The following is a 15,084-nucleotide window of genomic DNA, read 5'->3' as shown; positions in this document are numbered from 1 at the left end:
AGACGCCACACTGCCAGTTAACCGTGTCAGACTGGCAATATGATATTTCATTAATCGGGTATCCTCCTGCCACATAGAACATTCGTTTATATTTTATCTTTAATGTCGCTCTTTAATCGACTTTTACAAAAATAATTAAACCAAACATTGTATCTGTACACAGTCACGTAATATATTGGTTTAATAATTTAGTTTTTTGTCGATCCAGAGGCGGCATTTGACAAACTATCTAAACTGGCTGATGCAAAACACCCTACCCGGTCAGGTGCTTCTCCAGTCATGGCTCACCTGCAACGGCATAGATCGTAAGCTCTCTTACCGCTATGTACAGAACGGCTGGCTCAGGCGGATCGCGCATGGCGTTTACTGTCGGACGGGCCGTGAACCAGACTGGGTCGATGCGGTTTCTTGCCTGCAAACGCAGTGGGAAAAACCGGTGCGGGTGGCAGGGCTGACCAGTCTTGCGCTACAGGGCCATGCTCACTATACCGAACCGGGCAGGCCGCAGGTCTGGCTCACGCTCCCGGCTTACGTCAAGCTACCAGGATGGTTCGCCACCTTTAAACAATCCGCCACCTTTGTCACGCTATATACGTCGGGCCTGTCCGCTGATGTAACACCATTCACTACAGAACTGAAAATCGGCGATCGGAGATTAATGGGCAGTTGCCCGGAACTTGCCGCGTATGAAATCGCCAGCGGCGTTCCCGCACAGATCTCGTTTGAACATGCCGACACTCTGTTTCAAGGGCTGAACCTTCTCAGCCCTCGTAAATTACAGGCGCTGCTCTGCGCCAGTCATTCGATTAAAACCAATCGGGTGGTGCTCTATCTCGCGCAACGCAACGGACATCCTTATTTTCAGTATCTCGATCAACACCGCATAGAAACAGGTGCAGGAAAGCGGCAAATCGTCTCTGGCGGCTGGCTGGAACCGGATTATCAGATCACTGTCCCCAAGGAATTTAAACCAGAAGGAGTCGAAGATGGATCAGCGTGATATTTACGCCCGACAGGTCAAGCTGTTGATGACGGCTCTGCCGCATGTAGCGAGAGAGTCCTGTTTCGCGCTGAAAGGCGGTACGGCAATTAATTTATTTGTGCAGAATTTCCCTCGTCTATCGGTAGATATCGATCTGGTTTATAAAACCTTCATGGACCGCGATACCGATCTGTCGGCCATCAATGACGCCTTAATGCGTATTACGGAATCGCTGAACGGCAGAGCGGGGATCACAGCTATTCGGCAGGAGAATAAAGCCGATGAAAAGCGCATCATCGTTAACGCCGCTGATGCGCAGATAAAGATTGAAGTCAGCCCGGTCTGGCGTGGATTGCTGTTGCCACCAACAGAGATGCCAGTATGCGAGCAGGTGGAAATGGAATACGGTTTTACCACCATAAATGTCGTCTCACTGGCAGATCTTTACGGCGGTAAAATCTGCGCCGCACTCGATCGTCAGCATCCACGCGATCTGTTTGACGTACTGAATATGCTGAAGAAACCGAGCCTGACACGTGAGATTTTTGATGGTTTTCTTTGTTATCTGGCAGGTCATCCACGTCCCATAGCCGAACTGCTGGCCCCAAACTGGGACACGGCGCGGATCGCCACGCTATACCAGCAGGAATTTTCAGGAATGACGCAGCAGGAGACTTCTCTGGAATCGCTTTTATCAGTAACGACTCTACTACCGCAGGCATTGAAATCTCATTTTACCGCTCAGGATCGACAGTTCTTACTCAGCTATAAGCAAAACAACCCTGACTGGTCGCTGTATCGCTATCCTGATATTCAGTATCTTCCCGCCATTCGCTGGAAACAACGTAACTTAGCGGTGCTGAACGCTAAAAATCCGGCTAAGTATGCGGCGGCGGTGAGCAAGCTTGAGAGGATTCTAGAACAGTGCTTTTGATCAGGGTTCAGAGGGACTAGATTGAGCCATGATGTTTAATTATCTCAACTGAATTCTGACGATATCTCAAAAAAACAAAAAAAATACAAATTAAATCAATAAACTAATCATATCCATTTCAATACATTATCTCAAAAACACCTAATTCATATGTTGTCCCTTCGTTTAGCACCATGATATGTGGACTTCAGGCCGTTATGTGTGGACCTAACTCCGCACATAACGAAACGGTTCACCGCCAACACACCGATTCATCGTGATAACCCTCACAAAAACAAAGCGATTTTTTATGGGGGCTTTAGTGGGGGCTCTGTTTCAATAATTTCGCAATTAAACCAATAATAAACAGCATGTTAATCGTCGATATGATTCCGAGTCCGCCACCTTTCCTTTTTTATGCCTCCTTATAAATCCCCATGTGTATGTAATTCAATAAGTTGGCGTAAAAATCTTTCCCGATACGTTTTGATTTATCCCTTCGTATCCGGAAAATTTGGGGTCAGATTGCGGGTCGTTCAGTTCGATGAACGAAGGAGACCCTCACATGGCCCTGAATGACAGTAAAATCCGCGCAGCCAAACCTCTCGCAAAATCCTACAAACTTACCGATTCGCAAGGTCTGTACCTGACGGTATCCGCCAGCGGCGCTAAGTTATGGTATTTCCGCTATCGCTTCGGCGGTAAGGAAAACCGTCTGGCCTTTGGCCGCTATCCTCAGATTACGTTGGCGGAAGCCCGTGAAAAGCGCGACACGGCGCGTAAACTGCTGGCGTCCGGCATCAGCCCTTCCTTGATCCGCAAAACGGATAATACCGCCGTTGATGAATCCCGCACCTTTCAGTACATCGCCACCGCATGGCACACCAGTTGCCTTAAGCTCTGGTCGGACGCTCACGCCGATAAGATCCTCACCTGCCTGAAACGCTACGTTTTCCCGATATCGGCGCGATGGATATCGCTCAGATTGAGACCCGCCATCTGGCGCAGTTGGTTAAAACCATCGACGATAAAGGCGTGCATGACGTCGCCGGGCGGGTACGTCAGCATCTGACCAAAATCATGCGCCACGCGGTACAGCAGGGCGTGATTAAATATAATCCGGCTTACGATCTGGATGGCGTCGTGACCCCGGTGGTGACCCAACACCACCCCGCCCTGCCGCTGAAACGCCTGCCTGAACTACTGGAGAAGATGGATAGCTATAAAGGCCGGATGCTGACTCGTCTGGCGCTGGAATTGAATCTGCATGTTTTTCTGCGAGCCAGCGAATTGCGACTCGCCCGTTGGGATGAGTTCAACCTGAAAGCCCATATCTGGACAGTACCTGCAAAGCGTGAAACCGTAAAAGGCGTAAGGTTCTCAGAGCGTGGCGCAAAGATGAGGGATGAACATCTGGTGCCGCTGTCACGGCAGGCGGTCGCCCTGCTGCAACAGATTCAGGCGATTTCTGGCGAATCGGTCTTCGTTTTTCCGGGCGCACATACCCTGAACAAGCCGATGAGTGAAAACACCTTCAACAAGGCGCTGCGCGTGATTGGCTATGACACCAAAACCGAGGTGTGCGGCCACGGCTTTAGGACCATGGCCTGTAGCGCCTTGAACGAGTCGGGACGCTGGTCAAAAGACGCTATTGAGCGGCAGATGAGTCACAAAGAGCGAAACGGCGTACGAGCTGCCTACGTGCATAAAGCGGAGCATCTGGAAGCCAGAATCGAAATGATGCAGTGGTGGTCGGATTATCTGGACGTCAGCCGCGAAGGATATGTCGCGCCGTATATTTATGCGCGAAGTTATACGGCGGGCTAACGCGCTGCGCTTGTTGGCTTCTGACGGGCTTTCTATGTGATAGAAAATCCGTCAGGAGCGTTGTCATAAAATCATTCGAGTATCTTTTGGCACCTGAGCATTCTGCCAAAGCCCTCTTATGAATCGAAGCCGAGTTACCTAATTTTCTAGCAGAAAAAATCATGATATTATGAAAAATATTTGATATATATCACGATTAAAATACGAAGATATATTTCATTGGTTCGTTATTCCAAATGGGATATGTACTGAAGGAACTACGGAGCTAGCAAGTTGCAGATGGCTAGACTGATCATCGAAAAAAATATGAGGTTTTAAAATACTAAGCACCTTTCTTTTCTCTATTCCTCCCAAGAAAAATGCATCATTCGTCATAACTCCCCATTTCTTAAGTGTATTCAAAGCTCTTTCGTGTGAAGGAGCATTCCTTGCAGTTACTATAGATATTCTGAGGCGATTCTCATACTCTGGATGAGATATTTTATATTTCTCTTCCACAGATTGAATCTTTGAAACTCTGACCAAAAACTCCTTAAGGGGGCCAGGAGTATGAGGCTCCATAACATTTTTCACTTCATTAGCATGGAATTCATCAAGCCCCGATGCCTGCATAACAGATTCGGAAGAGTCATCAGCAAGAACACCATCAAAGTCGAATGCGATTCGAAGAGAATTATCAGTCTCATCATCAATGAATTTTGAGTCAAGAACTCTGCCCGCTGGAAATCCTGATTTAATTGCAACATCAACATCTTCTTTATTTCCCGATAGAAATAAAGAAATATTTAATGCTGGTATATACTCATAGGGAGACCTACCTTGCATAAATATTGCACGAGTTATGTTTAAACCATAATGTTCAATTGTTTTCATGACCCTAAGACCTGTATCTGGATCATTTTTTGACAGTAATACAACTTCAACTAAAGTGTCATCACTTAAATCATTTAAAGCAAGTAATCTCTTTATAAAAGGGTATGCAATTCCTGTTGGCAAAGGAGTATTCAAGTTTGATTCTTGAAATTTCCGATACTCTTCCTCCCCTTCACTTTTGAATACCTCGTCTGATTCGGTCAAATCAAATACTGCGCTGGATGCTACACCGATGACTAAGCGACTTTCAAGATCGTATGCCATAAACTCATTATCCTTAAAATAAATATTTATAACACTAATGGTTTTTTCTATCAGATGAAAATGAAAAAAATTCAACCGCGATAAATTTCACTATTCTTCAGAGGGACTATCTATTAAAAATAATAAACCCATATATTCGATTCCCCCAATATTGGGAACTTGCTAATATTTACGCAGCCTGCACGGAGAGTGTAAACGAAGTTTTCGTCTCCGATTAATCTACACCGTAAGCTTTTCACTCACAAGATTCATCGCATCCTTCCTTTTCAATTTCGTACAATGCAGATTAAAAATACAGACTATTATTTAATAGGCTTATCGCGTTTTGGCGCTGCCAGTTTTCGGTTGCAAGCATCCAGAACCCAAGCTGAAAAATTAGCATCGGGATCTTCCGTTTTCTCCTGCGCAACGCTGGCGTTTATTTCTTCGATAAGCTCATGCGGGAAGCGAATTCCCTTTGTGATTGAACGCTTGTTTTTAGAACCTGTAGGCATGTCGTTTTCCTTTCTCGCTGAACGCACACTATACAAGGAAAAATATTTTTAAACACGCTGAAGTGTATGTGCACCTAGCGTTAAGGTGTATGAACACCAAGAGCGAATTCATGGTGAAAAACGAAACCCGGCAGTGCGCCAACACTAACCGGGCTTCTGACCACAACATTATGAGGACTAATGCTATGGCTGACACCGATAGTAACACGGGCTCGTCCTATCAATCACTGCCGGATTATGAGAACCGGCCATGAGTGCCGCGCTGGCTCATTTGAATTTTTCAAACATGGACAATAACGAACTCTCGCTGGTCACTGAGTATTGCGCCGAAACACAGGCCGGGCTTTGCCATTGTCTGAATTTCATTGGCGATGCGCTGATTACCTTTGCCGATAATGACGTGTGCGAATCGACGCCAGAAAGTTTGTGCCAGTTGGGGCATGGGTTAACCGCAATCAGTTTACTCATCCCTGCCCTTACCACGATGCACAAACGCGCACATTCACTCACCGCCAGATAGCCATTTGAATATAGCCTGCCTGATTAAAGCTCTGCCGTTAGGTCAGAGCTTTACGTCCGAGGCTGAATAACAATAATTCTTCCTATTCGATATTGAGTTGTTTGCAGGCAACACCGCCCTTTCACGATAGCCTTTCCTACTGGCTGATTTCAGCGGGGTAGACATGCCAACACGTTTTATTTTCGCAACGCTAACAGCGCTCAACAGGCCATTCAGCCACAATGCAAGACGCGACGGGGTTAGGCGGGTGAATGCCTGCACCTCGCGGGCATTCACCCGTGGAGTGAGGCGAGTAAATTCAATTTCGCAAAAATTGCTAATTTGCGTCGCCCGAACCCACCCGCGAGCGTTCCCCCAAGGGAAACCGAGCAGGCCGGGGGGAGCCGAATAAATTTTGCCGCCCCAGCGAGCAAAAAGACGCGCCCACGCGCCGGTCTATTTGGGGGGCATCAGCCCCGCACACCGTCGTGGCTAAGTCTCCGGCCACCAGCCGGTAGCGAGGCGCGACGGTGTGCCGCCGTTGACCTTAGGGGGTTTTGGCGTGGCGTCCAGCCGCGACATTACCCCCATGCGACAGGCAATAAGGGCGTCCAGCCCGCATGAACTGGCGCACGCCGTTTTGTGCCGGGAAATGTATTTTCCGGCGCATGGCTGCGAAGCGGCCATCGCATTCGCCTCACGCTGTCGGCGCATCGCATGGACCCATGCCATTCACGGAAATATGAGCCGAAGCCATGAGGCGATAAAACCGAAAGAGCCCCCCCGTAAAATGCGAAGAAGGAACCATGCTTATTTCCAATTACCGTAAACGCCGGGCGCGTAGTCACGAAAAAATGCGACTTCTGCTCACCTTTCTGAAAGAAGAAACCTACAGCGACTTTAAAACGCTGATGCTGCTTTTTGATTATAAAAATCACAAGCCGCTTTATCTGTTGCTGGCAAAAGCCATCAACATGGGATTCATTCAAAAGCAGACGTTTTGCACAAGGATAGAGAAAATCTCACTGTGGGGGATAACCAACAACGGATTGGCCGCTGTCGTTACGCCAGATGATGACGTTTTTCCTGCACGCTTTGAGCCTGCCAAAATCACCGGCTGGACGCTGGAGCATCACCTTGATAACCAGCTCGCTCGGATTATTTTAGAAAAGAAAGGCGCTTATGGGCGGCTTCACGGCGACTGCCCGGTATTCAGCCGCCGTTATCAGACCAAACACCGCCCGGATGGGGTAATAACACTCCCGAATGGAACGGTCATCGCGATTGAAACCGAACGCCGCTTGAAAACTAAAGCCCGCTACCAGTCGATTATCGCCAACCATTTACTGGCGCGTACTCAAAAGCTCTGGATGTACGTTTTCTACATCGTGCCAGACCCACAGAAAAAACGGGCTATCGAACTGCTGTTCAATAGCATCAAACACGTCATCGTGAATCATCAGCACATCGCGCTGGAAACGAAGCACCGCCATGTTTTTCGGGTTTATACGTTTGAGGAGTTGAGGGGGTTAGCGTTGAATTTTGGCTAATTGCCGAACAATCATGCAAAGTATATACTAACAGTATGCATAAAATAGGAGCACCATCATGAAACACCGCGTTAGCGTTACCGTAGACAAAGACAATTATCAGGTTCTGAGTGCTGCCGGAGTCAATATTTCTGGGCTGGTGAACGATGTCATTGGCAAAGAAGCCCGCCGTATAAAAGCTGAGGAGTGGAAGAAGGAAAACCGCGAAGGGATGAAGGAAGTCGCCCGATTTATCGCACAGAATGGCTCCTTTGCGGATGAAAACAGGAACTGGTAATCATGCAATTTATTGTTTATCAATACAAACGCGCCAGTCACTACAAAATGTTTGTTGATGTGCAAAGTGATATTGTCGAGACACCAAAACGGCGCATGGTCATTCCGCTTATCGAGTCGCATCACCTGTCTGAGAAAGTGAATAAAATGCTGTTCCCTCTGATCCGCATCGTTGGGGAAGATTATCGACTGATGACTACGGAGCTGTCGAGCATTCCTTTTGAGGTGATTGGTGGAGAAATTGCGGATCTTGGGGAGTATGCGGATGAGATTAAGGATGCTATTAATCTTATGTTTTGGGGGATTTGAGAGCCATTCTATATTGATTAGTGAATGAGCATCACGCATGGAAACTCTCCCAGGGGGACATAATCTGTATGTCGGAAGATCTTTAAAAGCGAACTGCGCGGTTTACCAAAATGCATACAGGGAAATGTAAGCAAATGATGGAATAGCAGGCAGATTACTTGGATCTAACACCCTGAACAAGCGGAAAACTAAACCATATATATCAAATAATTACTTCAAGATATCATTGTTAACATGAATTCCCCGCCCAATAAAAGTCAATAAAACGTTAAAATATCTTGTATTTATATAAAAAATATGGAACCTTTAATAAAACCAAACCTAGCAATTTATGGGCATAAGCTCATCGGGCCGTGAACCACGGTTTCGCCTAAGATTTAACCAATGCCCGTCATTCAGTTTCCTGAGCGGCGGCTGGTGGCCGTCGCTCAGGAAACTGAATGACGTGCTCTAGTAGGTTTGGTTACTATTTTAAGACTAAATACTTAATTGATTTTTGACATATAATTTATATGTCGCGGAGTATTTTTGATGCTTATGCAATTAAACAGATCCAAGACTGAGTTAAATAGGGCAATAACGGCATTTGATTATTTCTTGGAAAATGGGAAAGTAAAATGCCCAGGCAATGTGAAAAAATTTGTTTTCTTATGCGGTGCTAATAGAGAAAATGGCTCTCCCTCTGCTAGAAGAGAAGAACTTTTAAATTTCTCATATAGAAATCTTCCTAACTGTCATTTCTTCTTAGCTGAGCTAGTTTTTAAAGAACTTACGACCAATTCAAATAATAGTTTATCTGATAATTTACTAGATGTAGAAACTGAACTATCTAACTTAGCCGACTCCATAGTAATTGTACTCGAAAGTTACTCATCGTTTGCTGAATTAGGAGCATTTTCATATAGTAAAGAATTAAGGAAAAAACTAATAGTTATTAATGATACTAAATATATAAATGCAAATTCTTTTATAAACCATGGTCCGGTGAAAGCGATAAAAGATGTAACTAAAAACAAAAACCTATTACATTATAATATGCTTGAAGGGAAATCTTCAATTGAGCGAGTTGATGGAATAGGTGATATTTTTAACTCTCTTTACCAAATACTATATCCAAATACACGAACAAATTCTAGAACTTTAGCCAAAGAAAATCTTAACCCTCATCTAAAATTCGATAAGGACTCAGTAAGATTTATTCACGACTTGATTTTCATTTTTGGCCCATTAAATCTAAGAGAAATAATTGAAATATGCTCAAAAATATTTGGTGATAGTTTTTCATATAAAAAACCGATTCAAAAGCATCTGGGAATATTACGAGCGATAAATATCATTGATGCTGACAGACAAGATTGTTATTTCTCACGCGAAAGAATTCATCATCTAAAATATGATTTTGACATAGATTCAGTATCATCCATTTTCAAGTCATTTATACTTAAAAACTATCCAAGACGACTCATTTATGATGCTATATGATTTGATAGAAAATGATCTAAAAATGAAAAAAGGTTTTGTTTTTGATATTTTATCCTCCCCTGAAGAACCAAGAAGGTGGACTATACCTAAAAGAAATGGGGGTATCAGAGTTATTTATCATCCATCTGCCAAAAGAAAAGTTTTACAGTATTGGTTATTACAGCGGGTTTTCTGTTTAATTCCACTAAATGATGCAGCATTTGCATTTATAAAAAACAGGTCAATAAAAGATAATGCACTAAGACACTCAAAATCTAAGAATAAATATTTTGTCAAAGCCGATATTAAAGATTTTTTCCCCTCTATAAATTTTGAGGATTTTTCATACACATTCAATAAGTACAGAGCAGATATAAACTTCCCCAAAGAATATGACAATGACTTATTAAAAACAATAAAAGAAGCTTGTTTTATCGGACCCAAAAAAACTCTCCCAATTGGTTTTCCAACATCACCTTTCATAGCAAACTTTATAGCAAGAGAGCTTGATGAAATAATCCAATCGGAATTAAATAACATTAATGACGCAAACCCTATATACACACGATACGCTGATGACCTAGTGATTTCGTCTTGCAAAAAAGGGATTCACTCAGCGTTAATTTCTATTATTAGAAAAAGCGTTGATAAATGCAATGCCACCTTTCATTTAAATGAACAAAAGTTAAAAATATGCAGTTCTTCTGGTGGAAGTGCAATTATTACTGGATTGAGAATATGTCATGATAGTCATTTAACTATTCATAAGAAAATGAAAGATAAGATAAGATTATATCTAAGTCATTTAAACAAAAAAGGATTAGATGAGAATGAAATAAACATCCTCTCTGGATATTTAGCTTATGTAAAAAATGCTGATGCAAACTTTTATACCAAAATATCCAGAAAATATTTTAAGGAAATAAAAAAAATAGAAAATAATTACACTCGATCGGATCTAATTCCTCATAAGGAGATATAGTAAATCATATGTACTACAAATAAAGTGTAGAAGGTTGTGTCTGAAATAGCATGCTTGCGGCAGAGTTCCTAGGCAGAAACCCCGCCTTCGAGCTCGCGGAGGATGTTGATGATCTGTTAGTCGGAAATACGCTTCTTCATGGGGATGCCCTCACATTGCTGATGAAGACATAACTAACATCGCGGTGTATTAATCAACGGGGAGCAGGTCACCTTATGACTTTCAATTCATATTCCCAAATGAGGAAAAAGATCATTTTCTTAAATTCCTAATGAATGATTGCAAAACTTATGATTTTCCATTCATTAAGGATGTAATTAATAAAATTTACTATAATCCTTAGAATCTGGCAAGATATAGTAAATTTGCATCAAGGCCGCCATAAACGGCCTTATTAAAAATAACTATTACACTTTAAAACAGCATTGGTGGTGTAAGTATCCCGATAAATGACCTGCCCAGACTGGAGATCTTTGAGCGTTTTATCGAAATCGAAGAGTTAGGAAATATGTCATTTCCTCTTCTAGGATATAGAACTGGAATAGTAGAAAATCCCTAAAGCTCTTGACGTTTATATTTAACCTGGAGGCAGGTCACTTGAGCTACTAACCATTTATATATACAGATAGTACAGTTAGACCCCAGACGACTTGCTTCCCACTTACTAAAATAATCTAGACCCTTATTTTTTGACAGAATCAAAATATATTGATAATTCTTTTTCAATTACCTTCACTGCTAAATCTATGCGTTCAGTAATGTTTGACGGCATACCTTTTTTTGATTGCTGTCTGAACCTAAGCACGTTTTCCGCAAGACGATCGACACTTTTCCAGTAATTAAATTCAGAAAGCTCACCTTCTCTTGGTGACATGAGTGCTTTCATAGTTGAGCCATCATGATATACATGATGAATGTCTTTCGAAATATAGTACAATTTATGATCGGTAGTACCAACCCAATGTTCAACAATAATTTTTTCTCCTCTAATAGTAATATGAGAACCTATATCTTCAGAGAAGTTTGCTCCTGTCAACCAATGCAAATCCATTGCTGAATCAAAAGCATGCCAACGACATTTTTCTAAACTACTTCCATTTCTGTAAAAGTTTGCTTTTATGTATTTTCGCCGTTTATGGATTTGTTCTGGTAAGCAATTTATTGTATTTGAATCGATATCCCAGAAAGCGTATTTAGCAATTTCAAGATCGTAAGCGCTAATAATGTCAATAAAGTTAATAATGCTAAAGAGATATATCTCAAATTTCTTTTCAGGCGTGAAGGATTTGTAGCTAAGTTTGATGTTTTGTATTTGAAGCATTGGCACGTAATGAAACCCATAAACTGTCCTGGCTTCATCTGACAGATCCTGAAAAAGAACCTTATTTTTCTCAGGATCTGAAGAGTAATCTCTGAACGTTGCATCAGGGTCGTCAATATGGCCTGGCCAGAATAGACGGCAAAAGTTCTGATATGCTGCCATGGATTTTTCAACCCACGAGTCAGGCATCTCATTTACTCCGATTGCTGTCAAACATACCTCTCCGGTTTGTAATAATTCAACCAAAGGTAATAATCCGACTCTTCGTACATCCTCTAAGGTGGCGGTTGGTGATAATTCCTCCATCCTCTGAAGCGAGCAGTTATCTAAGTTTATCTGAACCACTCTTCTCTTTTTCAATAGCTGTAAAGTATACTCTGGAGTAAGTTTTTTTCCGTCTTCATATATAAAATGACAGGGTCTTATGAATTTAATATCAGAGCGTTTATCCATTTTCATCAATCTCCAGATCTCGTTCTAGAATATTATGGGTTTAGTTTACACCTAATACCGAGTTTGTTTAATAAATCGAACTTTTGCTAAATGACAGGATCAGATCACGCATCATCCTTATGACGCAGGAAGTCTAGTGGCGAAGCAGAAATTCAGAATCACTAACTAAATAACTTCGCAAAATAGTAGATCACCTGAAGGGAACTCAGTCCGAATTGTGCGATCTGATCAATCGCCAAACATCACAAATCACCAACCGGACTGAGTTATGCCGATCATAGCATTTATCCCCGATGAAGAACGACGCCTGATGAGAAAAGAAGCCCAACAAACCCGTGATAAAAACCATGCCAGACGGCTCATTGCCATGCTGATGCTTCATCAGGGAATGACCGTTACCGACGTTGCCAAAATGCTTTGTGCCGCTCGCTCATCCGTTGGAAGATGGATAAATTGGTTTACTTTACATGGTGTTGAAGGACTAAAAAGCCTCAGGCCCGGACGGACCATCCCGTGTTCTATCAGGATGAAGTCGATATCGACCTGAACCCGAAAATCGGTGCGGACTGGATGCCAAAAGGGCAACAAAAACGCATTGTTACACCGGGGCAGAATCAAAAACATTATCTGGCTGGCGCGCTCCATTCGGGTACGGGACGAGTCCACTACGTCAGCGGCGGCAGCAAGAATTCTGACTTTTTTATCAAACTATTAGAAACATTACGCCGAACTTACCGGCGAGTGAAAACTATGACGCTGGTCGTGGATAACTACATCATCCATAAAAGCCGCAAAGTGGCGCGTTGGCTGGCAGAGAACAAGAAGTTCCGGTTACTGTTCCTGCCGACGTACTCGCCGTGGCTGAATCCGATAGAACAGCTGTGGTTGTCGTTACACGAAACCATAACGCGAAATCATCAATGCCGATATATGTGGCAGTTACTGGAACAGGTAAATCAGTTTATGAATGCTGCATCGCCGTTCCCCAACAATCAACACGGACTGGCAAAATGGAGCGGTAATATGCGAAGCTATTTAGAGCACTTACAGAAAAGCCCTCATCAACCGTGGCTCTGCCACTTTCTTGTTGGACAACAAGGCCATTCTGGACTGGTATGAGTCTGCAATACTCTTATAATGGGGAAATCCTAGTGCTATTCCGACCTTGCTATTCCCACTGTTCTGGTGGTTAAACGCATGTTCCGCCTGAACCTGCAGGCCGCACAGGGATTTATTGATTCCATTTTTGCACTAATGGAAATCTCGCTGCGTTTCCCAGATTAAAGTTGTGTCAGTATGCGGGCAAAATCGCTTGAGCTGTCAATTACCAAGCTAGACAAGTGACCAGGACATTTAGGACAGCTTGATCGTTAGACTTTACCTTGATGGATGATCATTCAGTTTCACAGACATTTCAATAAATATTAGACGTAATTTAAGCAGCTTACGGTGAATTCGCACCCGCCGTAGTTGAGGTGTCCGCTCATAGCCAGCGTAGGTCTCCACAAGAAGCTTAACCTACGGTTACAAAAATACTGTATTCATCACACTCACCGATTTTTCGCCAGACTAACGCTGTTCGCTGTATGAACAAGAGCCGACCAGAAAAGGTCTAATGAGCAACAACATTGAATCTTTCCCCGTTCAGTTCCCGCCTCCCACCGTAGTTTACCCTCTACAGGGCTCCAGACATTCCTTGTGTACCAATCTAAGTATCCAGCTACAACAAACTATTCATTTTTGAGATGCACAGGCAAAACATCAATTTCAAATTGATAAACTCCCCACCAAATCCCCCAACGTCACCATCAGCATCATCGGGTCTATTGGTGAAGGCTCAAACCCCACCCGTAGGTAAAAATCCCGCGCTTCGTCAGATAGCGCATGAACCAGCATCCCGCGAATGCCGATAGTCTCAGCAACCTGAATCACCCGCAGCCCAGCATCTCGTACCAGCGCCCGGCCAACTCCCTGACCATGCAATGACGTATCCACCGCCAGACGTCCCAGCACTACCACCGGAATCGGATCGGGCATATTGCGGCGAAAACGTCCAGGGGCGGCATTCATTGCTACGGCACTGGAAGCCAATGAATAATACGCTAACACTTTAGCGCCATCGCAACTGACGAAAGTTCGTGATGCGCCAGTGACCTGATTTTTCATCGCCCGCTGTTTCAGCCAGTTGTCCATAGACTCCACGCCGCAACAGAAGGAAGATAGTACATGTTCGGCGCGGAGTGGCTCAGGGGCGGAAATCATTTTTTCTGTTCCCACGGTGCAGGCGTTTGCATGGTTTTTCGCAGCGCGGCATTTGGTGCAGGAGCCTGATCCAAACGAGCAAGAAATTCCTGATAAGCATCAGGATCTGCCATGATGATGCGCTGATCGATCAACGCTTCCTCTGCGGCAGCACGAGCGGCCTCAAGGACAAAATCAGTACGATTTTTTCCTCTGGCCTTCGCTGCACGATCGATCAGATCGCGTTCAGCGGGCTTGATGCGCAAATTCAATGTTTCGCGTTTAACAGAAACGTTGTTCGTCACTGGCATGATGTTATCCTCCGGCCTACTCTCTGGATATTAATCATACAGCAACCGTAACGCTAATGTCATTACGATTTATCGGTATCATAGGGAATCGAACCAAAGGAACGAACCGGGCATTTCTTTATCGCATGTGACCCATCATTCTGATCTATCTATTAAAATACGGGTCAATCCACGGGTCTTGACAATAGATGCGGTTAAAATTTATGCTGTATTTCAACTTAATAGAAAGCTGAATGATTCCGAGTCCGGCACCTCTGATTTAAAGAAACCAGCCTAACGGCTGGTTTCAGATTGATGACAAAGTCCTGGCCTGCCGGCCAGGACTTTG

General features: G+C 43.7%; 13 protein-coding genes and 4 pseudogenes. 11 read left to right on the top strand and 6 right to left on the bottom strand.

Going from position 1 to position 15,084, the window contains the following annotated elements; genetic code table 11:
- The first annotated feature begins 217 nt into the window (after nucleotides 1-217).
- The 3 genes and pseudogenes from DDT52_RS06190 (at nucleotide 218) to DDT52_RS06180 (ending at nucleotide 3,722) form a co-directional block, all read left to right on the top strand.
- Nucleotides 218-1,000, top strand: coding sequence for a type IV toxin-antitoxin system AbiEi family antitoxin domain-containing protein (locus DDT52_RS06190; protein ID WP_136155595.1), 783 nt, complete (start codon nucleotides 218-220; stop codon nucleotides 998-1,000).
- Nucleotides 987-1,916: a nucleotidyl transferase AbiEii/AbiGii toxin family protein gene (locus DDT52_RS06185; protein WP_136155594.1), complete on the top strand. Its 930-nt coding sequence runs from the start codon at nucleotides 987-989 to the stop codon at nucleotides 1,914-1,916. The genes DDT52_RS06190 and DDT52_RS06185 overlap by 14 nt, the downstream gene beginning before the upstream one ends.
- A 544-nt stretch (nucleotides 1,917-2,460) precedes the next feature.
- Nucleotides 2,461-3,722: pseudogene (locus DDT52_RS06180) on the top strand (tyrosine-type recombinase/integrase).
- Nucleotides 3,723-3,938: 216 nt separating this feature from the next.
- Here the strand turns inward: DDT52_RS06180 and DDT52_RS06175 are convergent.
- Nucleotides 3,939-4,859: a 5'-nucleotidase gene (locus DDT52_RS06175; protein WP_136155593.1), complete on the bottom strand. Its 921-nt coding sequence runs from the start codon at nucleotides 4,857-4,859 to the stop codon at nucleotides 3,939-3,941.
- Nucleotides 4,860-5,161: 302 nt separating this feature from the next.
- The gene (locus tag DDT52_RS06170; protein WP_136155592.1) at nucleotides 5,162-5,353 is read right to left on the bottom strand and encodes a YlcI/YnfO family protein; all 192 of its coding nucleotides are present in this window, start codon (nucleotides 5,351-5,353) and stop codon (nucleotides 5,162-5,164) included.
- A gap of 185 nt (nucleotides 5,354-5,538) precedes the next feature.
- Between DDT52_RS06170 and DDT52_RS06165 the strand changes: the two are divergent.
- A pseudogene (locus DDT52_RS06165) lies at nucleotides 5,539-5,873 on the top strand (hypothetical protein).
- A 471-nt stretch (nucleotides 5,874-6,344) separates the two neighbouring features.
- On the opposite strand, the gene DDT52_RS20900 reads toward DDT52_RS06165, so the two are convergent.
- Nucleotides 6,345-6,566 carry a hypothetical protein gene (locus DDT52_RS20900; RefSeq protein ID WP_168709745.1) on the bottom strand — a complete coding sequence of 74 codons (222 nt, stop codon included), beginning with the start codon at nucleotides 6,564-6,566 and terminating at the stop codon, nucleotides 6,345-6,347.
- Nucleotides 6,567-6,658: 92 nt separating this feature from the next.
- Between DDT52_RS20900 and mobC the strand changes: the two genes are divergently transcribed.
- The 5 genes from mobC to DDT52_RS06135 all read left to right on the top strand — a co-directional run bounded on the left by mobC (nucleotide 6,659) and on the right by DDT52_RS06135 (nucleotide 10,430).
- Nucleotides 6,659-7,402: a MobC family replication-relaxation protein gene (gene mobC, locus DDT52_RS06155; protein ID WP_136155591.1), complete on the top strand. Its 744-nt coding sequence runs from the start codon at nucleotides 6,659-6,661 to the stop codon at nucleotides 7,400-7,402.
- Nucleotides 7,403-7,460: 58 nt separating this feature from the next.
- Nucleotides 7,461-7,679, top strand: a complete 219-nt coding sequence (gene ccdA, locus DDT52_RS06150; protein ID WP_136155590.1) for a type II toxin-antitoxin system antitoxin CcdA — start codon at nucleotides 7,461-7,463, stop codon at nucleotides 7,677-7,679.
- A 2-nt stretch (nucleotides 7,680-7,681) separates the two neighbouring features.
- A complete protein-coding gene (gene ccdB / locus DDT52_RS06145) occupies nucleotides 7,682-7,987 on the top strand; it encodes a type II toxin-antitoxin system toxin CcdB (protein ID WP_136155589.1) in 306 nt (101 codons plus the stop codon).
- Nucleotides 7,988-8,518: 531 nt separating this feature from the next.
- A complete protein-coding gene (locus DDT52_RS06140; RefSeq protein WP_136155588.1) occupies nucleotides 8,519-9,469 on the top strand; it encodes a retron St85 family effector protein in 951 nt (316 codons plus the stop codon).
- Nucleotides 9,456-10,430: a retron St85 family RNA-directed DNA polymerase gene (locus tag DDT52_RS06135; RefSeq protein WP_136155587.1), complete on the top strand. Its 975-nt coding sequence runs from the start codon at nucleotides 9,456-9,458 to the stop codon at nucleotides 10,428-10,430. Before DDT52_RS06140 ends, DDT52_RS06135 begins: the two co-directional genes overlap by 14 nt.
- A 682-nt stretch (nucleotides 10,431-11,112) precedes the next feature.
- On the opposite strand, the gene DDT52_RS06130 is transcribed toward DDT52_RS06135, so the two are convergent.
- Nucleotides 11,113-12,204 (bottom strand): hypothetical protein, encoded by a 1,092-nt coding sequence (locus tag DDT52_RS06130; protein WP_136155586.1) that lies wholly within the window; start codon nucleotides 12,202-12,204, stop codon nucleotides 11,113-11,115.
- Between the two features lie 268 nt (nucleotides 12,205-12,472).
- Between DDT52_RS06130 and DDT52_RS06125 the strand changes: the two are divergent.
- Nucleotides 12,473-13,215, top strand: a pseudogene (locus DDT52_RS06125) (IS630 family transposase); the annotation flags it as partial.
- A 49-nt stretch (nucleotides 13,216-13,264) separates the two neighbouring features.
- Nucleotides 13,265-13,485 (top strand): annotated as a pseudogene (locus DDT52_RS06120) (transposase); the annotation flags it as partial.
- Nucleotides 13,486-13,971: 486 nt separating this feature from the next.
- Here DDT52_RS06120 and DDT52_RS06115 read toward each other — a convergent pair.
- A complete protein-coding gene (locus DDT52_RS06115; RefSeq protein ID WP_136155585.1) occupies nucleotides 13,972-14,466 on the bottom strand; it encodes a GNAT family N-acetyltransferase in 495 nt (164 codons plus the stop codon).
- Nucleotides 14,463-14,756: a type II toxin-antitoxin system TacA family antitoxin gene (locus DDT52_RS06110; protein WP_136155584.1), complete on the bottom strand. Its 294-nt coding sequence runs from the start codon at nucleotides 14,754-14,756 to the stop codon at nucleotides 14,463-14,465. Before DDT52_RS06110 ends, DDT52_RS06115 begins: the two co-directional genes overlap by 4 nt.
- Nucleotides 14,757-15,084: the final 328 nt, after the last annotated feature.

Source organism: Brenneria roseae subsp. roseae (genome assembly GCF_003115845.1).
Taxonomy (GTDB): domain Bacteria; phylum Pseudomonadota; class Gammaproteobacteria; order Enterobacterales; family Enterobacteriaceae; genus Brenneria; species Brenneria roseae.
The sequence above is the reverse complement of the archived record's forward strand: the minus strand, read 5'-3'. Positions and strand labels throughout refer to the sequence as shown.